The sequence below is a fragment of the Mesorhizobium sp. B1-1-6 genome, assembly GCF_006443035.1.
GTDB lineage: Bacteria > Pseudomonadota > Alphaproteobacteria > Rhizobiales > Rhizobiaceae > Mesorhizobium.
On sequence record NZ_VFWR01000004.1, the window covers coordinates 409355 to 429020 of the forward strand.

Annotated in this window: 23 protein-coding genes; 14 read left to right on the plus strand and 9 right to left on the minus strand. The window is 62.8% G+C overall.

What is annotated here, in order from left to right:
• The first annotated feature begins 1 nt into the window (after window position 1).
• From FJ979_RS11125 to FJ979_RS11140, 4 genes are all read left to right on the plus strand, one after another.
• Window positions 2-793: an anti-sigma factor gene (locus FJ979_RS11125; protein WP_140580890.1), complete on the plus strand. Its 792-nt coding sequence runs from the start codon at window positions 2-4 to the stop codon at window positions 791-793.
• Between the two features lie 207 nt (window positions 794-1000).
• The gene (locus FJ979_RS11130) at window positions 1001-2098 is read left to right on the plus strand and encodes a GNAT family N-acetyltransferase/peptidase C39 family protein (protein WP_140580891.1); all 1098 of its coding nucleotides are present in this window, start codon (window positions 1001-1003) and stop codon (window positions 2096-2098) included.
• A gap of 5 nt (window positions 2099-2103) precedes the next feature.
• Window positions 2104-3567 carry a RimK family protein gene (locus tag FJ979_RS11135; protein ID WP_140494569.1) on the plus strand — a complete coding sequence of 488 codons (1464 nt, stop codon included), beginning with the start codon at window positions 2104-2106 and terminating at the stop codon, window positions 3565-3567.
• Between the two features lie 20 nt (window positions 3568-3587).
• Window positions 3588-3860, plus strand: a complete 273-nt coding sequence (locus FJ979_RS11140) for a DUF3303 family protein (RefSeq protein WP_140580893.1) — start codon at window positions 3588-3590, stop codon at window positions 3858-3860.
• 18 nt (window positions 3861-3878) lie between these two features.
• On the opposite strand, the gene FJ979_RS11145 is transcribed toward FJ979_RS11140, so the two are convergent.
• On the minus strand, window positions 3879-4796 hold the full coding sequence (locus FJ979_RS11145; RefSeq protein WP_140580894.1) for a LysR substrate-binding domain-containing protein: 918 nt from the start codon (window positions 4794-4796) through the stop codon (window positions 3879-3881).
• Between the two features lie 115 nt (window positions 4797-4911).
• Here FJ979_RS11145 and FJ979_RS11150 point away from each other — a divergent pair, with 115 nt between their 5' ends.
• On the plus strand, window positions 4912-5802 hold the full coding sequence (locus FJ979_RS11150; protein ID WP_140580896.1) for a fatty acid desaturase family protein: 891 nt from the start codon (window positions 4912-4914) through the stop codon (window positions 5800-5802).
• A 9-nt stretch (window positions 5803-5811) separates the two neighbouring features.
• Here FJ979_RS11150 and FJ979_RS11155 read toward each other — a convergent pair whose 3' ends face one another.
• The 3 genes from FJ979_RS11155 to FJ979_RS11165 all read right to left on the minus strand — a co-directional run bounded on the left by FJ979_RS11155 (window position 5812) and on the right by FJ979_RS11165 (window position 9509).
• A complete protein-coding gene (locus FJ979_RS11155) occupies window positions 5812-7953 on the minus strand; it encodes an EAL domain-containing protein (RefSeq protein ID WP_140580898.1) in 2142 nt (713 codons plus the stop codon).
• Window positions 7954-8016: 63 nt separating this feature from the next.
• A complete protein-coding gene (locus tag FJ979_RS11160) occupies window positions 8017-8649 on the minus strand; it encodes an HD family hydrolase (RefSeq protein ID WP_140580901.1) in 633 nt (210 codons plus the stop codon).
• A complete protein-coding gene (locus tag FJ979_RS11165) occupies window positions 8649-9509 on the minus strand; it encodes a folate-binding protein YgfZ (protein WP_140580904.1) in 861 nt (286 codons plus the stop codon). The genes FJ979_RS11160 and FJ979_RS11165 overlap by 1 nt, the downstream gene beginning before the upstream one ends.
• Window positions 9510-9591: 82 nt before the next feature.
• Between FJ979_RS11165 and FJ979_RS11170 the strand changes: the two genes are divergently transcribed.
• Window positions 9592-10923, plus strand: a complete 1332-nt coding sequence (locus FJ979_RS11170) for a dihydroorotase (protein WP_140580906.1) — start codon at window positions 9592-9594, stop codon at window positions 10921-10923.
• 51 nt (window positions 10924-10974) lie between these two features.
• Window positions 10975-11202, plus strand: a complete 228-nt coding sequence (locus FJ979_RS11175) for a hypothetical protein (RefSeq protein ID WP_140580909.1) — start codon at window positions 10975-10977, stop codon at window positions 11200-11202.
• Window positions 11203-11306: 104 nt separating this feature from the next.
• Here the strand turns inward: FJ979_RS11175 and FJ979_RS11180 are convergent, their stop codons facing one another.
• The 4 genes from FJ979_RS11180 to FJ979_RS11195 all read right to left on the minus strand — a co-directional run bounded on the left by FJ979_RS11180 (window position 11307) and on the right by FJ979_RS11195 (window position 13687).
• The gene (locus FJ979_RS11180; protein WP_181168498.1) at window positions 11307-12101 is read right to left on the minus strand and encodes a hypothetical protein; all 795 of its coding nucleotides are present in this window, start codon (window positions 12099-12101) and stop codon (window positions 11307-11309) included.
• A 69-nt stretch (window positions 12102-12170) separates the two neighbouring features.
• Complete coding sequence (locus FJ979_RS11185) at window positions 12171-12428, minus strand: hypothetical protein (protein ID WP_008874920.1); 258 nt, start codon at window positions 12426-12428, stop codon at window positions 12171-12173.
• Between the two features lie 387 nt (window positions 12429-12815).
• Window positions 12816-13190 (minus strand): TIGR02301 family protein, encoded by a 375-nt coding sequence (locus FJ979_RS11190; RefSeq protein ID WP_140494550.1) that lies wholly within the window; start codon window positions 13188-13190, stop codon window positions 12816-12818.
• Window positions 13191-13252: 62 nt separating this feature from the next.
• A complete protein-coding gene (locus FJ979_RS11195) occupies window positions 13253-13687 on the minus strand; it encodes an NUDIX domain-containing protein (protein WP_140494548.1) in 435 nt (144 codons plus the stop codon).
• A 123-nt stretch (window positions 13688-13810) separates the two neighbouring features.
• Here FJ979_RS11195 and FJ979_RS11200 point away from each other — a divergent pair, with 123 nt between their 5' ends.
• Window positions 13811-14587 carry an SOS response-associated peptidase gene (locus FJ979_RS11200; protein ID WP_140494546.1) on the plus strand — a complete coding sequence of 259 codons (777 nt, stop codon included), beginning with the start codon at window positions 13811-13813 and terminating at the stop codon, window positions 14585-14587.
• A gap of 65 nt (window positions 14588-14652) precedes the next feature.
• Here the strand turns inward: FJ979_RS11200 and FJ979_RS11205 are convergent, their stop codons facing one another.
• Window positions 14653-14808, minus strand: a complete 156-nt coding sequence (locus FJ979_RS11205; RefSeq protein ID WP_140494544.1) for a hypothetical protein — start codon at window positions 14806-14808, stop codon at window positions 14653-14655.
• A gap of 416 nt (window positions 14809-15224) precedes the next feature.
• Here FJ979_RS11205 and cysS point away from each other — a divergent pair, with 416 nt between their 5' ends.
• From cysS to pip, 6 genes are all read left to right on the plus strand, one after another.
• Entirely contained in the window at window positions 15225-16673 is a 1449-nt protein-coding gene (gene cysS / locus FJ979_RS11210) for a cysteine--tRNA ligase (RefSeq protein WP_140580911.1), read from the plus strand.
• Between the two features lie 256 nt (window positions 16674-16929).
• Complete coding sequence (locus tag FJ979_RS11220) at window positions 16930-17250, plus strand: endonuclease domain-containing protein (RefSeq protein ID WP_140580988.1); 321 nt, start codon at window positions 16930-16932, stop codon at window positions 17248-17250.
• Window positions 17251-17282: 32 nt separating this feature from the next.
• On the plus strand, window positions 17283-17669 hold the full coding sequence (locus FJ979_RS11225; protein WP_140580914.1) for a VOC family protein: 387 nt from the start codon (window positions 17283-17285) through the stop codon (window positions 17667-17669).
• A 6-nt stretch (window positions 17670-17675) separates the two neighbouring features.
• Complete coding sequence (locus FJ979_RS11230; RefSeq protein ID WP_140520674.1) at window positions 17676-18167, plus strand: GFA family protein; 492 nt, start codon at window positions 17676-17678, stop codon at window positions 18165-18167.
• Complete coding sequence (locus tag FJ979_RS11235) at window positions 18164-18640, plus strand: GFA family protein (RefSeq protein ID WP_140520673.1); 477 nt, start codon at window positions 18164-18166, stop codon at window positions 18638-18640. The genes FJ979_RS11230 and FJ979_RS11235 overlap by 4 nt, the downstream gene beginning before the upstream one ends.
• A complete protein-coding gene (pip, locus tag FJ979_RS11240; RefSeq protein WP_140520672.1) occupies window positions 18637-19596 on the plus strand; it encodes a prolyl aminopeptidase in 960 nt (319 codons plus the stop codon). The genes FJ979_RS11235 and pip overlap by 4 nt, the downstream gene beginning before the upstream one ends.
• Window positions 19597-19666 lie beyond the last annotated feature (70 nt).

The window sequence follows — 19666 nt, forward strand, 5'->3', positions numbered from 1 at the left end:
AATGATCCGCCGCGATTTCTCCGAACGCGACATCCACATGGCACTCGACGGCGAGTTGCCGGCCGATGAGCGCGCCGCCTATGACGCATGGCTCGACGCCACTCCCGAGATGAAGGCGAAAAGCGCCCGTTTCATCGCCGACAGGACGGCATTGCGAGATGCCTTCGCTGGCGTGATCGACGAGCCGGTGCCGGTGCGGTTGCGCAAGGTGGTGCTTGGCGAGACGCCAGCCAGGACGCCAATGCCACGCTCGCGCTGGTGGCTTGCTGCCGCCGCTGCCGGTCTACTGACCGCGGGCGGGTTTGGCGGCTACTTTGCCGGCAGCGACGGTATTGGCCGGGAAGATCAGGCCGAGGATCAGTTGGCCGAGCAGGCGATCGCCGCGCATGTCATCTATGCCGCCGAGAAGCGGCATGCGGTGGAAGTGCCGGCAAGCGACAGGGACCATCTGCTGACCTGGCTGTCCAACCGGGTCGGATTGAAGCTGGTTGCGCCGGACTTGACCGGCAGCGGGTTCCAACTGGTCGGCGGCAGGTTGCTGCCGGCTGGCGAGAACAAGGCGGCAATGCTGCTCTATGAAGACGACAAGGGCGAGCGCATATCGCTCTTTGTAACGGCCGAATCGGTGGAGAACGCCAGGGGGACCTACGCTTCGGCGCAAGCCGGCCCACAGGCGGTCTACTGGCTGGACAAGGGCTATGGCTGCGCTGTCGTCGGCTCAGTGCCGCGCGAGCAATTGGCCATCGTGGCCAAGAGCGCCTACAGCCAGCTTCTGGCCGGCCTGGCGAGTTGAACAGCATCGTTTTTTTGGCGGCGCCGCCTACTCGAAAACGGTGACCTGGTTCAAAGCCTTTGTCCTCCCGGGCTGGCGCCGAATCTGTCACAATTCGGCCCTAATCGAGGTGCGATAGCGCTGGATGGGCGCTGCCGTTCTGGGCTGGTGTCTGGACGTTTCGAATAGGGCCTTCATCACAACCCAATCGAGGTTTTCCAAGCCCGCATGCCTGCCGAGATCCGCACGGCCCGCGCGACTGACGTCGATGATCTCGCCGCCATCGAGAAAGCTGTTTTCTCCAGCGACCGCATTTCCCGTCGCTCCTTCCGACAGTTCATCGAGCGCGAGACCGCCGAGACGCTGGTCGCCGAAAGAGATGGCCGCGTCGCCGGTTATGCGATTGTGCTGTTTCGCAAGGGCAGCGGCGTGGCGCGCCTTTATTCGATCGCCACCAGTCCCTTTTTTGGCGCCCTCGGCATCGGCCGCCGGTTGCTAACGGCGGCGGAGGAGGCGGCCTTCGAACACGACCGCATGATGCTGCGCCTAGAAGTGCGGGAGGATAATGCCCGCGCCATCGGCATCTACGAGGGGGCCGGCTACCGCAAGATCGGCCGCGAACCCGATTACTACGAGGACGGCGCCACGGCGCTGCGCTACGAGAAGACCTTGCGCGGCGAACTTCCGGCCGCCACCAGCGTGCCATTCTACCAGCAGACCTGCGAATTCACTTGCGGTCCCTGCTGCCTGATGATGGCCATGGGCAATTTCGATCACGACTTCGTACCGGACCCGGTCAGGGAAATTCGTCTTTGGCGCGAAGCGACGACCGTCTTCATGATGTCGGGCCCGGGTGGCTGCGAGCCGTTCGGCCTTGCGGTCGCCGGCTATGAGAGCGGCCTTGCGGCCGAGATTTACGTGTCTTTCTACGGCGCGTTGTTCCTCCAGTCGGTGCGTAGCGCGGACAAGCGCCGGGTGATGGAACTGGCCCAGGTCGACTTTCGCCGACGCGCGGAACTTTACGGCATCCCGGTGAATTACCGTTCATTCACCATCGACGACATTCGCGCCGCGATCGCGAAAGGAAAATTGGTGCTGGTGCTGATCAGCGGCTTCCTGATGTTCGGCAAGAAGGTGCCGCACTGGGTGTTGGCCATCGGCGACGACGGCGACCATATCCTGATCCACGATCCCTGGGTTGAGGACGAGAGGCAGGAGACCATCCTTGATGCCGCCAACATTCCCGTGCCTTACGGCATCTTTATGAACATGGCGCAGTTCGGCCGCGACGGACTGCGCGCCGCCATCACTCTGGGGAAGCGCTGATAACAATGACCTGGGTTATCTTAACTGGCCGGCAGAGCGATCTCGACCAGGTGGCGACACCGCACAAGATTATCACGAACCGCGACTATCTCGCGCATCCGGCGCTGTTTCGCGGCCAGCGTCCCAAAGTCATCAACCTGTCGAACAATTACGGCTACCAGAGCCGCGGCTATTATGCCTCGCTGCTGGCGGGTTCGCGCGGCCACAAGGTCATCCCGACCGTCGAAACCATGATCGACCTGTCGGAGCGCAAGCTTTACGAACATGCGCTGCCCGAACTGGAGCTGGCGCTCAACAAGTGCCGCAAGGATCTTGGCGGCGCTTTTCCGGCGAAGGTCTGCATCTTCTTCGGCATTGGCCCGTCCAAGGTGTGGGACCGATTCGCCAAGCTCCTGTTCGACTGGTTCCGCGCGCCGGCGCTCGAGGTCCACATCAAGGATAGTGCCGAATGGGCCTCGATCCGCAAGATCGGCTTTCATCCCCTGGCGCGCATGACCGAGGAGGAGGAGAGCTTCTTCCTGCAATGCCTGGACACCTATACCAATCGCGAATGGCGCGACACCAAGGGCCGCACGCCGGCGCGCTACACTTTCGCCACGCTGGTCGATCCGCATGAGGAATTGCCGCCCTCGGAAATCTCCTCGCTGCGCTACTGGGCCAGGATCGCCGAAAAGATGGGCGTCGAAATCGAGCCGATCACCAAGAGGGACCTCGCCAAGCTCGCCAATTACGACGCGCTGTTCATCCGCGAGACCACCTCGATCTCCAACCATACCTATCGTTTCGCGCGCCGCGCCCAGCAGGAAGGCATGCCGGTCATCGACGACCCGCTGTCGATGATCCGCTGCACCAACAAGGTCTATCTCAACGAGCTGATGGCCTACAACAAGGTGCCGGTTCCGCCGACCGTGATGATAGCCGGCACTTCCGACCTTGAACTCGCGGCGCAGACGCTGGGTTTTCCGCTGGTGCTGAAGATCCCGGATTCCTCCTTCTCGCGCGGCGTCAAGAAATGCGCCAATTTCGAGGAATTGAAGACACTCGCCACCGAATGGCTGGAGGATTCCGATCTTCTGATCGCGCAGAAATTCATCCCGACCGAATATGACTGGCGTGTCGGCGTGCTCGGCGGCCAACCGCTGTTTGCCGTACATTACCTAATGGCCAAGAAGCACTGGCAGATCGTCAACCACAAGGCCAGCGGCAAGCCCGACCAGGGCGGCATCAAGACCTTCACGCTGAAGGAGACGCCGCCCCATGTCGTCGAGACGGCAGTCAAGGCGGCGCGCTGCATCGGCGACGGCCTCTACGGCGTCGACCTCAAGGAGACCAAGGACGGCGTCTTCGTCATCGAGGTCAACGACAATCCCAACCTCGATCATGGCTGGGAGGACTCCGGCGAGAAGGACGAGGTCTGGGTACGGCTGACGCAATGGTTCCTGGAACGTTTGGAGCGGCCGGGCCGATAATCATCCAATCGGGGGCAGAGATGCTGTTTTTGGTGACCGAGGATTTTCGCGGCTGCGACCGCAAGGAGATCTACCGCCGCTTCCGCGATTACGGTCGCCTGAAGCCCAACGAGCTTCTGGTGCACCATAGCTGGATCGCGGCGGACATGAGCCGCTGTTTCCTGCTGGTGGAGACCGACGACGTCACGCTGCTGCAGCGCTGGGTGATCGAGTGGGCGGATCTGGTGGAGTCCGAGATCGTGCCGGTGGCGGCGAACAAGGACATGGTCGAGGCATTGAGCGGGCACCTCTGACCATCGCCGCTTGCTGGCTCAGCGGAGCGCCGGCGAGCCCACCGCGCGCTGGCATTCATCGACCAGCCAGGCGCGGAACGCCGCCACGACCTCTCTTCTTGCGCTCCGCTGCGGAATTGTCAGACAATAGGGCTGACGCAGCGCAATCGCCTTGGCGACAGGCCGGAACAGCCGGCCGTCCTCCACGGCTTCGGCGCAATAGATCCCTTGCGCCAGCGCCACACCCAGTCCCGAAATGGCGAGGTCGAGCGCCGCGCGCGAGGAGTTTGCCGACAGGCCGCGCTGAATGCCGCGCCCAGGCGCGATGCCGGCCGCCTCGAACCAGCTGCGCCATGAGGGAAAGGATGCGCCGGTCGGTCCCCAGTCGGTGTGGATCAGGGGCAGCCCGGCGAGCGGACCGCCATCCGCCTCCAGCACACTGGCGAGCTTTGGCGCGCAGACGGGATAGACCGCGTCCTGGACAATGTCCTCGATCGGGTGCTCACGATAGTGCGGACCGTAGGAGAGCCTGAGGTCGATCAGGTCGCGGTCGAACGACACCGGGTCGTCATCGCCCCTGAGAGATATGTCGACGGCACCGTGGATGGCGATGAAGCCGGCAAGGCGCTCGGAAAGCCAGCCCATGGCCATGGACGGAGGGACCGAGACAACGAGCCGCGGGCGGAACGCATCGCCTGCAAGCTGGCGCGAGACGCTGCCGATTTCCTGGAAGGCCATGGTCAATCGAGGCAGCATCTCGACGCCAGCCTCGCTCAGGACGACACGCCGGTTGGCGCGGTGGAAGAGCTTGCGGCCAACTTGCTCCTCGACGATGCGGATGAGCTGGCTGACTGCGGCGGCCGAGACCGATAGCTCTTCCGCCGCCGCGGCGAAGCTGCCGGTGCGCGCAGCCGCCTCGAAGGCCTGAAGACCTCGCAACGATGGCAGTGCAACCATGGCGGTGACCAAAAAGATAAGCTCAGCTTATCTATATTGCAGAAATCCTCGTTGTTAGAAAGGTTTCTTGCTGGGGTATGCTGACCGAATGAATTCAATCAGCCGGAATGCCCCTATGGATCATCGTGACGTGATCGCCTCGCTGACGAACGAGGAGCGCAGCCGGCTGACCGGCAAGTCGGATGGGCCTGGCCTTGTTCAGCTCGCGTTCCACCTCGGCGCGATCCTGCTCCTCGGATGGTTGATCGCCGCCAAGGTGCCGTTCTGGCCGCTGCTGATGCTGCCGCAAGGCATACTGATCGTGTTCCTGTTCACGCTGCTGCATGAGACGGTGCATCGCACGGCTTTCGAAAGTCAATGGCTGAACGACGCAGTCGCGCGCGTCTGCAGCCTCGCGATCGCGCTGCCGGCCGACTGGTTCCGCTATTTCCATTTCGCCCATCACCGTTTCACCCAGGATCCCGAACGCGATCCGGAGCTGGCTTTCCCGAAGCCGGAAACCTGGCGGCAGTACCTGGTCCACGTTTCCGGACTTCCAGTGTGGTTGGGGCATCTGAAGACGCTCCAGGCCAATGCCATGGGACGTTGCCAGGACAGCTACGTGCCCCCAAAGGGGCGTCCGAAGGTACGCGCCGAGGCACGCGCGATGATTGCCTTCTATGCCGTCGTGCTGGTGCTCGCGCTGTGGTTCAAGGCGACGGTGCTGCTCCATGTCTGGATCTTTCCCGCGCTGCTCGGCCAGCCGTTCCTGCGGCTCTACCTGTTGGCCGAGCATGGCCGCTGCCCCTTCGTCGCCAACATGCTGGAGAACACCAGGACGACGCTGACCAACTGGGCTGTGCGCAAGCTTGCCTGGAACATGCCCTTCCATGCCGAGCATCACGCCTATCCGGGCGTGCCCTTCCACCGGTTGCCGGAGTTTCACGCGCTGATCGAGCGGCATCTGAAGGTTGTCGAGCCGGGTTATATCGGCTTCCATGAAAAATACATCGAGACGCTGCGCTGATTTATGGCGTCAGCCGGTCTGGCTGCGCACCGCGCTCGATTTCAACAGGTGCTGAATCTCCGCCGCCTTTGACGGCACGCCGATCAGATAGCCTTGCGCCTCCACGCAGCCGTTTCGGCGCAGCATGTCGAGCTGTGCTTCGGTTTCCACGCCTTCGGCGGTGACGGTGATGCCCAGTTCGGCGCCCAGCCCGATGATGGTGCGCACGATCGCTGCGGTATCGAGATTGCCGATGTCGGAGATGAAGGAACGATCGATCTTGATCTTGTCGACGGGAAAGCGCCTGAGATAGCCGAGTGAGGAATAGCCGGTGCCAAAGTCGTCGAGCGCGATGCGGATGCCGAGTTCACGCAACTGTCGCAGCGTCTTCAGGACGGCTTTGCTCTCGTCCATCAGCACGGTTTCGGTGATCTCCAGTTCCAGTCGTCTGGCCGGCACGCCCGAAAAGGCCAGGGCGGAGATGACGCTGCGAGCAAAGCCGCCGCTTTTGAGCTGCACGGCGGAGACATTGACCGCAATGCGCAGGCCAGGTGGCCAGGCTGCCGCCGTCGCACAGGCCTTTCGCAGCGCCCATTCGCCAAGCGGCACGATCAGCCCGGTTTCCTCGGCGACCGGAATGAATTCGTCCGGCGCCACAGTGCCGCGCGACGGCGAATGCCAGCGCATCAGGGCCTCGGCGCCGACAATCTCGCCCGAAGCTATGGCCATGATCGGTTGGAAATCGAGATCGAATTCCCGGCTCGGCAGCGCCGTATCGAGATCGGCTTCGAGCGCCCGGCGCGCGCGCACCGTGGCATCCATGCCGGGCTCGAAGAAACGGTACAGGTTGCGCCCTTCGCTTTTTGCCCGGTAGAGCGCCATGTCGGCGTTTGTCAGCAATGTATCGGCGTCCCTGCCATCGCCGGGAGAAAGCGCGATGCCAACGCTGACGCCAACATGCATGTCCCGGCTCTTGTCATGAAATGGTTTGGCGATGGCCTCGACAATGCGTTTCGCCAGTTTTTCCGCGCTCGCCAGGCCCTCGACGTTGAATTGGACGATCACGAACTCGTCGCCGCCAAAACGGGCGACGATATCTGCGTCGTTGTCCACGCAGCGCAGCAGTCTTGCGGCCACGCCTTTCAGCAGCCGGTCGCCAGCCGGATGTCCCAGCGTATCGTTGACGACCTTGAAGCGGTCGAGGTCGAGCGAGAAGATTGCCAGCGGTCCCGCGGCCGCATCCTCCAGTGCCCGGTCGAGCCGGTCGCGAAACACCGAGCGATTGGGCAACCCGGTCAGCACGTCGTGATGCGCAAGATGGGTCATGCGCTCCTCGGCAAGCCTGCTCTCGGTCACGTCATCGAAAGTGGCGACCCAGCCGCCGCCGCTCATCGGCCGGCGGGCAACCATCAGCGTTCGTCCGTCGGCGAGCCGGCGGGGGGTCGACCGCGTCTGGCCGGCCAGCACGCGAGCCTCGGTCCTCGAAACCTCGTCCTCGACATCTATGGGCGCATAGACGCCAAGGCGCACCAGCCGTTCAAGGAGTTCGCGGTGAGTCGTGCCGAGCGGCAGATCCGCCTCGGTCACACCATAAAGCTCCAGGATGCGCTGATTGCGCACGATCAGCCTGCCGCCGGCGTCATACATCAGCAGGCCCTGCGACATGTTCGCGAGCGCCGCGTCGAAGCGGCGATGCTGTTCCTTGAGATCCTGTTCGGCGCGCCGTTGTTCGGTGATGTCTTCGTAGATCGAAACCCAGCCGCCCGATGCCAATGGCCGGTGCGAGATGCTGATGATGCGTCCATCAGAGAGCGCCTCCTCATAGGTCGAGGGTTTCGCTCCATCGATATAGGGCTTGCGGATGGCGTAAAGTTCTTCGGCGCTTTGCGAGGCGATGCCGACATCGACGCTGTGCCGCAGGATGTCGATGAAACGGATCCCCGGCTGCGCCACGTTGGCGTCGAGGCAGAAGATGTTGATATAGTTGCCGTTGCAGATGATCATGCGCTCGTCGGCGTCGAACATGCAAAGACCATGCGACATGTTCTCGACGGCAGCTGAAAAGCGTTCGTTCTGCGCACGCAGCTCGTCTTCCATGCGGCGCGAGCGGTCCATGCCTCCGGCCTCCCGTTTCGGGACGGCCGGACCATCCTTGATGTCACCGACGGGCATGGGCGCGCCTGCGGACGTGATCGAACACCGCAGTGTCAGCCGTTCCGGTTAATTTAGCGTTTTCTATCCTACCGCCGTAGCTACCTTGCGCCGCGACTTCTCGATCGCGGAAAAACGCTTCAGGAAGGCGTTCTGTGCCCAGGTTACCGAGCGCGGCGTGAAATCGAAGCGCTCGGCACTGAAGCCGCGTGGACGACCGAAGAACTCGGTCGCCTCCGCGGTCGAAAAGCCGGCGAGCAGCGTGGCCTCGAAATAGGCGGCGATCTGGTCCGCGCGCTTGATCTCCTTGCGCAGGCCGGCGCCTGGTTCCGGCGGTAGCGAGAAGCGCAGATGGATGGCGCGCTGCAAGCGCAGTTCACAGTCCTTATAACTGCCGCCCATCACCGATTTGAACGGCGAGATCATGTCGCCGATGACATATTCGGGCGCATCGTGCAGCAATGCCATAAGCCGGGCGTCCGCCGGCGCATCGGGCATCAGGTCGCAAAACAGCGCTTCCACCAGCAACGAATGCTGGGCGACCGAGAAGGCGTGCTCGCCGCGGGTTTGGCCGTTCCAGCGCGCGACGCGGGCGAGCCCGTGGGCGATGTCCGAAATCTGGATATCGAGGGGTGAGGGGTCGAGCAAGTCGAGCCGGCGGCCGGACAGCATGCGCTGCCAGGCGCGTGGCGGCGCACCGATGCGGTCGGCCGCCATCAGGCCTCCTCCGTGCCGGCGGCTTCCTGGGGAAAGCTGAATTTGGCGAAAGGTGGAATGGCAACCGTAACCGGCACGTCTCCGGCCAGGATCGGCTGGCCGGCGTCGAGCGCTGTCTTGACCCTGTCGATACGGGCGATGCCGAGGCCGATCGTGCCGGCATTCGAGCCGAGAGTGCCCACCGATCGCCCGTCGACGGTCAATTCGGCGCCGGCCTCAGGCAAGGCCCGTTCGGCCCTGACGATCAGCACCCGCCGCCTTGCCGTGCCACGATGCTGCATGCGCGAGACGACCTCCTGGCCGACATAGCAGCCTTTCCTGAAGCCGACGCCACCGGTCTCGTCGAGCAGCACGTCATGCGGGAAGGCGTCGCCGAGCTGGTAGTCGGTGCCGCTCTCGGCAATGCCATGCGCGATGCGCAAGGCCTGCCATGCGGCACCGTCGTCAGTCTCTTGAGCGCTGCCATAGGAGCGGGTGACGCTTTCATCGCGAAAGCGCCGGTCGGCCAGCACGGTTGAATCCTTTTGTGAGGGAGCTGACTCATTTCCCCAGGCAATGGAGACAAGCGTCTGTTCGGATTTGGCAATCTCGACCTTGGCGCGCAACTTGTACAGCATCAGCCGGCGTACGAAATCGTCAGCGATGTCGGCGCGGCATTCGAGGCGGAACGCGTTTTCGCCGGCCCGTGAGATCAGGAAGTCAAACAGGATCTTGCCTTGCGGTGTCAAAAGCGCGCCCGGTTTTGCCTCGCCGGCGCCGAGCGCGTCGAGGTCGGTGGTCAGGATGTTCTGCAGGAAGTGTTCGGCATCAGGGCCGGAGACGGAGATGAGCGCGCGGTCTTTCAGCAGGGCAAAGGGCATGGGGCGAATAAAAGCCTGATCTTGCAAAACGGTTGGCCATTACGTAAGCCGCTGACACTCCCCCCGCAAGAGATCGATCAGCATGGCCAACACCTACGACCTCATCCTGACAGGCGGCATGATGGTCAACCATGACGGCGAGGGGCAACGCGATGTCGGCGTGAAGAATGGGCGCATCGCCGCCATCGGCGATCTGCGCCAGGCCTCGGCCGGCGAGACGATCGACTGCCGGGGCCTGCATATCCTTCCGGGCGTCGTCGACAGCCAGGTGCATTTCCGCGAGCCGGGACTGGAGCACAAGGAGGATCTGGAGACTGGATCTCGGGCGGCGGTGCTCGGTGGCGTCACCGCCGTGTTCGAAATGCCCAACACCAGTCCATTGACCACCAGCGAAGAAACGCTTGCCGACAAGGTCCGACGCGGCACCGGCCGTATGCACTGCGACTTCGCCTTCTGGGTCGGCGGCACCCGCGACAACGCCAACGATGTCGCCGAGCTCGAGCGCCTGCCGGGCGCGGCCGGGATAAAGGTTTTCATGGGCTCGTCCACCGGCGACCTGCTGGTCGAGGACGATGAAGGCGTCGCCTCGATCCTCAGGAACACCCGCCGCCGCGCCGCTTTCCATTCGGAAGACGAGTTCCGGCTGCGCGAACGCCTTGGCGAGCGCATCGGGGGCGATCCTTCATCGCATCCGGTCTGGCGCGACGAGATCGCCGCCTTGCGCTGCACCGAGCGGCTGGTGCGCGTCGCGCGGGCCGCCCGTGCCCGCATCCACGTCCTGCACATCTCCACGGCCGAGGAGATATTGTTCCTCGAACAGCACAAGGATGTCGCCACCTGCGAGGCGACACCGCACCATTTGACACTGTCGGCGGACGACTACAAACGGCTCGGCACGCTGATCCAGATGAACCCGCCCGTCCGTGCCCCGCGCCATCGCGACGGCGTCTGGCACGGAATCGCGCAAGGCATTGTCGACGTACTCGGTTCCGACCATGCCCCGCACACATTGGCCGAAAAAGCAAAACCATATCCGGCATCGCCCTCGGGCATGACCGGGGTGCAGACGCTGGTGCCGATCATGCTTGACCACGTCAACGCCGGCAGGCTGACCTTGCAGCGCTTCGTCGATCTTTCAAGCCACGGCCCGCAGCGCATCTTCGGCATGGCCAGGAAAGGCCGTATCGCCGCCGGCTATGACGCCGATTTTACAATTGTCGACATGAAGCGGCGCGAGACCATCACCAATGCACAAGCCGGCTCGAAGGCCGGCTGGACGCCTTATGACGGCAAGGAAGTCACCGGCTGGCCGGTCGGCACTGTCATTCGAGGCCAGCGCATCATGTGGGAGGGCGAGATCGTGACGCCGGGCCAGGGCAGGGCAGTGGAGTTCTCCGAAGCGCCCTCCGCGTAGCTATTTCACATCATTGGATTTCTTAGGCACGATCTACTAAATTGAGTGGTTATGCGCACAGATATCACGCCAATGATTGTCCCCGCTGAGTTTCCGGAGCTACACGCACTCGTCTGGAGCCGCGATGCAACGCGCCCGATTCCTGCCGAGGAAGCTTTCGCCATCTACGAGCGCAACTGGCGGTTTGTCGATCAAGAGCGCCTTACAACATCTGAAAGGCTGCTTATCCAGAACCTGGCGGAAAAATTCGGCCAGGGCATTCTTTTGACCACTGGCTGAAGTTTCGTTTCCTTCCTGATTTCTCCGCAACTGGAATATTAACGGGCCCGATGCAGCCATTCGACGAGGCGATCCGCACGAATAGGCACTCGCGTGTCCGAGTTTCAGTCGCCGGCGACGAAAAACGTCCATTGCCCAGCGGGCGTGATGCCGACGCGGTAGAAGATGTAGGCGCCGAACTGCTTCATGTCGTCGAAGTCACTCGCGGTGACGATCTTGAACAGCTCGACCCGTTGCCTGGCGTCGAGCTTGTCCAGGGGTAGAGCGAAGAAATACGGCCAGACATAGAGCTCTTGTGGCGTGCCGGCATCGACATGGACATAGCCGGCATTGAGCACCTCCTCCAGTATGGCAAGAATCTCCTGGCCATCCTGGTCGCCGGAGAGCCCCTTGAGGAAGGTAATGGCGTCGCCATCTATGTCGGTCAGTGACAATTGGGTCATGCCGTCGCCCTTGCCGATCAAAGGCCTCAGTCTTTCGACGTCGCCGCTCTCGCAGGCTTCGATGATCAGGTCATGCATGCGCCGCACCGGTTCAGGCAGCTTGCCGAGGTCGTAGACGACCTCCGGCGTGGGCGCGTCGGGATCGACGCGCGGCCTGTTGGTGGCACCGTCGCCGTTCGGCGGGGTGACCGGCTCGGCCTTGTCCGGGGCGGTTGGCTGGCTGGTCGAAGATGGCGTTCCGACCGGATCGGGTATCGGCACGGTGCTTCCCGGCGACGACACGTCGTCGTCTACCATCGGTTGGACCGGCGAAGGGAGTTCTTCGCGCTTGATCTCGCTCAGCGCATAAGCGGGACTGCTTGTCAGACACGCAACCAAGGGAATCGCGGCACTGCACGCGGCGAAACAGATGCAAAGGACCAAGCCGCGCGGCTCGCCTGACATCGAAAAATTCACTGCCCGTTTCTCCCTGCTTCCGGGCATGATGCCCGAGCGGCATTTGCCGTCAAAGAACCGGACGTCGGTTCAGTGCCGCAGCCGTTCGGGTTCGAAGGCGCCAGCAATCACCTTTTCACGCATGCGGTCGAGCAGGGCAAGGGCCGATGTCTCGCCGTTGGCGCGCAGCATTTCGCCGAACGCGGTTTCAAGCGCCGCTTCGGCGATGATCTCGGGTTCTATGCCTGCCGAAAGACCTTCGGCCCAGGCCTCGCTGTGGCTCTCCACTGCGGTCAGGCGCTTTTCTTCCCTGACCAGCGCGTCGATGTCGTTGACACCATGTTCCATAAGCGATGTCCACCCTTGCAAGCAGCGATCCTTCGATGGATCAGGCTTGATCTGTTCCGTTTACACGCAGCCGCAAATAAGTCTTTGTAAATACGACATTTTTTTGATCGTTCTTTACAGGAGGCCGGTTGCGCTTGCGAAGCTGCATTCAATCCTGGTCAAACTTAGCCGATTAGGCGTGCCTGCGGGGTGAAAACCTTCAGTTTGAGTTAATTCCACATCCGCGCGCTAACGTTTCATTAACGCTGTTGCATAAGCGCAACAAAAGGATTGCACCATGACAGTTCTCGACACAAGCTGGATATGCCCGCAGTCGCCGCCAATGGACCGGATATCTGTTGATGAAGGCCGGATGCGCTCTTGCGAGGGCACTTTGGGCGATATGGGCTAGTTTCCGTAGCGCGAGGCGATGTCGCGCGACAGGGTCTCGCCTTCCTTCATGTAGCGGCCGATGGCTTCGGTCGCCGACGCGGTGCATTGCGTGTAGGTGCCGCCGAATGAGCGGTAGCCGCGATTGAAGCTGGCGATGAAGCGGGCGCGCCGTTGCGGATCCGGGTTCTCCGATTCGAGCAGCTTCTGCATCTCGCCGCGCCACTGGTCGCCCTTTTCGCCGCACAGATTGCGCAGGAAATGCAGCGACCCCAGAACCTCCGCCAGCCGCATCAGCCCCGGTTCGAAGGGTGCCTCGGCGCTGAACGCCGGTCGTGCCGCCACAGGGCTGACGGCAAGGCATGTCGCGAGAAGGAGAGGAAGGCAACGCATAAGTCAATCTGGCCAAACAATTTGCCGCCTGCAAGGCGATTGTGCCGGGCGAATTCCGGATTTCAGGGTCGCTCAGGGGTTTGCGACGGCCGTCCGAGCAGTTCCTCGGCGACCGCGAGCACCGAACCGGCAAGCGGCAGATCAGCCATTTCGGCCAGCGTGTAGAAGGCGGCGGTCTCGGCGTCGTCGCTGGCCACGGCCTCGCCCCCGGCATGGGCCGCACCGAATACCGTCAGCAGGTAATCGACCGGATGCCCGTCGAGCGTGCCGTCGATGAGGATTTCGCGCAGCCGTCGGTAGTTTTCGGCCTGCAATTGCGTCTCCTCCAGCAATTCGCGCCGTGCCGCCTGTTCCAGCGTCTCACCGGCTTCGACCTTGCCGCCCGGGAATGCATAGAACCCTTGCGAGGGTTGTCGCGCCCGCTTGACCAGAAGCACGGCGTCGCCGCGCACAACGGCGACCGAGACCGCGGGAATGACTTTTCGCACTTCGTCCATGGATATCCGATCGCCCTGATTTACGGCAGCCTGTTGTGGACCGGCCGACGCCGGACAGCTTTAACGGTTGCAGTGCAGCTGTTCCATCGCCACTTTCGAAACCGGACATCAGGACCAATAGACATGTGCGGACGTTTTGCCTTGACCGCGACACCGGACCAGACAGCCGCTTTCCTCGGGCTGGCGGAGGTGGAGCAGTTTCCTACGCGCTACAATATAGCGCCGACGCAGCCGGTGCTGATGGCGATCTCAGGCCCGCCGCGGGCGCCGGGTTCCAACCTGCCGGACCGCCGGCCGATGCTGGTGCGCTGGGGCCTGATCCCCGCCTGGGTAAAGGATGTCGGCGAATTTCCGCTGCTGTTCAACGCACGCTCCGAAGGCGTGATCGAAAAGGCCTCGTTCAAAGCCGCCATGCGCCATCGCCGGGCGCTGGTGCCGGCATCAGGTTTTTACGAATGGCGCCAGGCGCGGCCCGGAGAGGCGGGCGGCAGGAAGGGGCAGCCTTACTGGATCAGGCCGCGGCATGGCGGGTTGGTCGCCTTTGCCGGGCTGGTTGAAACCTATGCGGAACCGGGCGGCTCGGAGTTGGACACCGGCGCCATTCTAACGGTCGAGGCCAATGCCGACATCGCGCATATCCATGACCGCATGCCCGTGGTGATCGCACCTGAAGACTTCACCCGCTGGCTCGATTGCCGCGGACTTGAGCCGCGCGACGTCGCCGACCTGTTGCGGCCGGCGCAACGCGACTTCTTCGAAGCGATTCCGGTCTCCGACCTCGTCAACAAGGTCGCCAACACCGGGCCGGAGATTCAGGAGAAGGGGGAGATCGGGCCCGAGCCCGAGAAGGTCAAGCGCCGGAAACCCGGCGCGGACGACAGTCAGATGACGCTGTTTTAGCAGGAACTCTGTTCGAGGTGCGGTTTGGCGCCTCGTTCCGACCCTTGGGCCGATCGCGCACTGCTTCAGGCAGCGCGGGGCGATACGATTTTCTGCACCGGCTTTTTCTTCTTCGCAGTGTGGAGCAGGGCGGCGACGATCGCGGCCGGGCCGATTGCGCGATAATGGTTTGCCAGCGCTGGTTGCTTGGCGCGGTTGGCTTCCTGCTTGCTTCGAGGCATGTGTCTCTTCCCAGATAACGTTTCCGTGTCTGCGTTTGGCGGCCGAATCCGACCAAATCGTGACGCAGGTTGATCTAGCCGGCGTATGTTTCATGACTGTGCTGACATGTTTAATAAAATGTTTCAGTGGCTGATTCCGTGTGATCGGGCGACGCATTTGCCAGTTCTGGCGTCGTTTTTCTCGGGATAAGCGACTTGACGGCAACACTGGCCAAGGCGATAAAGCCGCCTATGAAAACGTCTTTCGCCATTTGTGGCATTTGCATTATTGGCTAGCTTCGCGCTGGTCCGGACGTTTTCGCCTCATCTTCCCCTAGATTGGACAAACGCCCCGGCCAGCAGGCTGGAGTCCGTTTTGCGCCTCGGCGCGGAGCTGGCTTCATCCAGGCAAAAGTTCTGAACCGGAAAGGCATGGAATGTCTGACGCACCGAAGGGCCTGCGCCTCTACAACACGCTGACGCGCGCGAAGCAGGATTTCGTCCCGATCGACGCGCTGAACGTGCGCATGTATGTCTGCGGTCCGACCGTCTACGACTTCGCCCATATCGGCAATGCCAGGCCCGTAATCGTCTTCGACGTGCTGTTCCGGCTGCTGCGCCATCTCTATGGCGAGACGCACGTCACCTATGTGCGCAACATCACGGATGTCGACGACAAGATCAATGCACGCGCACTGCGCGATTTCGGCAGCGAGATATCAGCCGGCAGACTGTCGCTTAACGAGGCGATAAGGCGGGTGACGGAGAAGACCGCGGGCCAATTCCACAAGGACGTCGCGACGCTCGGCTGCCTGGAGCCAACAGTCGAGCCGCGCGCCACCGAGTTCGTCGAGCCCCGTGCCGACGGCAAGGCAGACATGATCACCTTGATTCAAAGCCTGATCAAACGCGGCCATGCCTATGTTGCCGCAGGCGAAGTGCTGTTCGACACCGCTTCGATGCCCGACTACGGCCAGTTGTCGAAGCGAAATCTCGACGAGCAGCAGGCCGGTGCTCGCGTTGCAGTCGACGCGCACAAGAAGAATCCTGGCGACTTCGTGCTGTGGAAGTTGTCGTCCCCGGAGGAGCCGGGCTGGCAGAGCCCATGGGGCAGGGGCCGGCCGGGCTGGCACATCGAATGCTCGGCCATGTCCGCCGCCTATCTGGGCGAGGTCTTCGATATTCATGGCGGCGGTCTCGACCTGATCTTCCCGCACCACGAGAACGAGATCGCCCAGTCACGCTGCGCGCACGGCACCGATGTGATGGCCAACATCTGGATGCACAACGGCTTCCTGCAGGTCGAAGGGCAGAAGATGTCGAAGAGCCTCGGCAATTTTTACTCGATCAACGAGCTGCTGGAGACCGAAACATTCGGCGGCCGCAAATGGCCCGGCGAGGTGCTGCGGCTGGCGATGCTGATGACGCATTATCGCGAACCGATCGACTTTTCCGTGCGCAAGCTCGAGGAAGCGGAGAACACGCTGCGCAAGTGGAAACGCGCGGCCGATCTGGCGCCGGCGGTCGGGCAATTGCCGGCCGAGGTCGTGCAGGCGTTGTCGGATGATCTCGCCACCTACGCCGCCTTCCAGGTTTTGACCCAGTTGGCCGGCGAGGCGGTCGACTTCAGCGGCGATGGCGACAACGCCGCAGCGGCCTCGCTGAAGGGGGCGCTTGCCTTCCTGGGTTTCGATGTCGGGGCGGCCAAGGTCGACGAAGCCGCGGTCGCCAAGGCGATCGCCAGGCGCCTGGAATTGATCGCCGCCAAGAACTGGGCCGAAGCCGACCGCATCCGCGACGAGTTGTTGGCGCAAGGCGTGCAACTGAAGGACGGCAAGGACCCGGTCACCGGCGAACGTGTGACGACGTGGGAGGTGAAGCGGTGAGGGCGACTGTTCTTGTGGCGGGAATGGAGAGGTTGGCGCGAAGCACCCCCCTCTGTCCTGCCGGACATCTCCCCCTCAAGGGGGGAGATTGGATATCACCGAGGCTTTCGCCAATCGCTGACGTTGGAGGTTGGGTACCGTCAGCGAAACTGCCGATCTCCCCCCTTGAGGGGGAGATGTCCGGCAGGACAGAGGGGGGCGCCTCGCCGTGATCCATTATCGTGTGTCTCCTGTCAATCGAGGCAATGCGCGCAAGATGCGCAAGGCTATGACCGACGCCGAACTGAAGCTTTGGAATGAGATACGCGCACACCGACTCATGGGGCTGGCGTTTCGACGTCAAATGCCAATAGCGGGCTACATCGTCGATTTTGCTTGCCCTAACAGGAAGCTGATCGTTGAGCTGGATGGTTCTCAGCACGCCTCTCATGAGGTCTCGGCGTCTGACGCCGCGCGAACAGCCAAGCTCACAGCGCCCGGCTGGACCGCCCTGCGCTTCTGGAATGATGACGTGATCCGCGATATCGACAATGTCTGTCAGCACATCGTGATTGCGGCCGGCCTGGCTGGCGCGTAAGTGCCGGAACCAGCAACGGAGGAGTTCGTTCCATGATCGACCATCTCGGCATCGACGTTGCCGACTTTGACGCTTCGAAGGCTTTCTATGACAAGGCGATGGCGCCGCTTGGCGCCTCGCTGCTCCATATGGTGCCGCTGGAATACACCGGCGGCGCCAAGGTCGGTGGCTACGGCCGCGATCGGCCGGTGTTCTGGCTCCAGGAAGGCAAGGAGGGGCAAAAGGCCCGCCAGCACGTCGCCTTCACCGCGCGCAGCCGCGCCGAGGTTGATGCTTTCCATGCTGCCGCTCTTGCCGCGGGCGGCAAGGACAATGGCGGGCCGGGCCTGCGCCCGCACTATCATGCGGACTACTATGGCGCCTTCGTCTTCGATCCCGACGGCAACAATGTCGAGGCCGTCTGCCATGATGCGGAGTGACCTGCCATGAGCCTCGACAACCGGCCGATCTACACCGGCGGCTGCCAGTGCGGCGCCGTGCGCTTTCGCGTCGAGGGCGCACTCGGCGATGCCTCGGTTTGCCATTGCCGCATGTGCCAGAAGGCGAGCGGCAATTTCTACCTTCCGCTGGTCTCGGTGCGCGGCGCCAAGGTGGACTGGACGCGCGGCGAGCCCAAGCGCTTCCGCTCGTCGAACGCTGCCTGGCGTGGGTTCTGCGCCGAATGCGGAACGCCGCTGACTTTCGAGGCGCCGGAGGGCATGGCGTTGGCGATTGCCGCCTTCGACGCTCCGGCTGATATCGCGCCGACCATCCAGTGGGGCACCGAGGCAAAGCTGCCTTACGTGGATTCCATTCCAGAATTGCCGGGCGAGGATACGATGGCGGATATGGGTTCGGCCCCCTATCTGGCAGAGCTTGTCTCCTACCAGCATCCCGACCACGACACCGAGCAATGGCCGCCGGAGAAAACATCATGAGCGAGACCATTCGAACCGGCGGCTGCCAGTGCGGCGCCGTGCGCTTCCGCATCAAGGGCAAGCTTGGACGCCCGTCCATCTGCCACTGTCGCATGTGCCAGAAACAGTTCGGTTCCTTTTTCGGCGCCCTGGTGACAGCGCCGAAGGACGGCGTCGAATGGACACGTGAGGAGCCGAGCTATTTCCAGTCCTCGGTCAACATCGATCGCGGTTTCTGCGCCCGCTGCGGCACGCCGCTGACCTACCGCCAGCCCGGCGGCTTGGAGATCGCCATCGGCGCCTTCGACGATCGCTCCGACCTGGCGCCGCAGATCCAGGTCAATTACGCCGGGCGGCTGCCTTGGGTGGAGACGATCTTCGACCAGCCCGTCCACCAGGATCCAGACTATTATGCTAGGCAGGAGGAGATCATCTCCTTCCAGCATCCCGACCATGAAACGACGGACTGGCCGTCCAAAGGTTTGCAACTATGAGCTCTGAACTGCGCACGCTTTATCCCGAGATCGAAGCTTTCGAGAGCGGTATGCTCGACGTCGGCGACGGCCACCAGGTCTATTGGGAACGCTCCGGCACCAAAGGCGCCAAGCCGGCGGTATTCCTGCATGGCGGGCCGGGCGGCACCATCTCGCCAAAGCATCGGCGGCTGTTCGATCCCGATCTCTACGACGTCATCCTGTTCGACCAGCGCGGTTGCGGCAAGTCGACGCCGAATGCCTCGCTGGAGGCCAACAGCACGTGGCACCTGGTCGCCGATATCGAGCGCCTGCGCGAAATGGCCGGCTTCGACAAATGGCTGGTCTTCGGCGGTTCCTGGGGTTCGACGCTGGCGCTCGCCTACGCCGAGACGCACCCGCAACGCGTCAGTGAGCTCGTCGTGCGGGGCATCTATACGCTGACCCGCCCCGAGCTCGAATGGTACTATCAGTTCGGCGTCTCCGAGATGTTTCCCGACAAGTGGGAGCGCTTCCTGGCGCCGATCCCCGAGGCCGAGCGCGGCGACATGATGGCCGCCTATCGCAAGCGGCTGGTGGGGTCCGACAGAAACGCGCAGATCGAGGCGGCCCGCGCCTGGAGCCTGTGGGAAGGCGAGACGATCACGCTTTTGCCCGAGCCGGAGACCAGCGGACCGTTTGGTGAGGACGACTACGCCGTCGCCTTCGCCCGCATAGAGAACCACTACTTCGTCCATGCCGGTTGGCTGGAGGAGGGACAGTTGCTGCGCGATGCCTGGAAGTTGAAGGACATTCCCGGCACCATCGTCCACGGCCGCTACGACATGCCGTGCCCGGCACGCTACGCCTGGGCGCTGCACAAGGCCTGGCCGAAGGCGGATTTTCACCTGATCGAGGGTGCCGGCCATGCCTATTCCGAGCCAGGTATATTGGACCGGCTGATCCGGGCGACGGATGGGTTTGTGGGGAAAAACTGATGTCGGCGCTCACCCCCCTCTGGCCTGCCGGCCATCTCCCCCTCAAGGGGGGAGATTGCCCATCACCTGG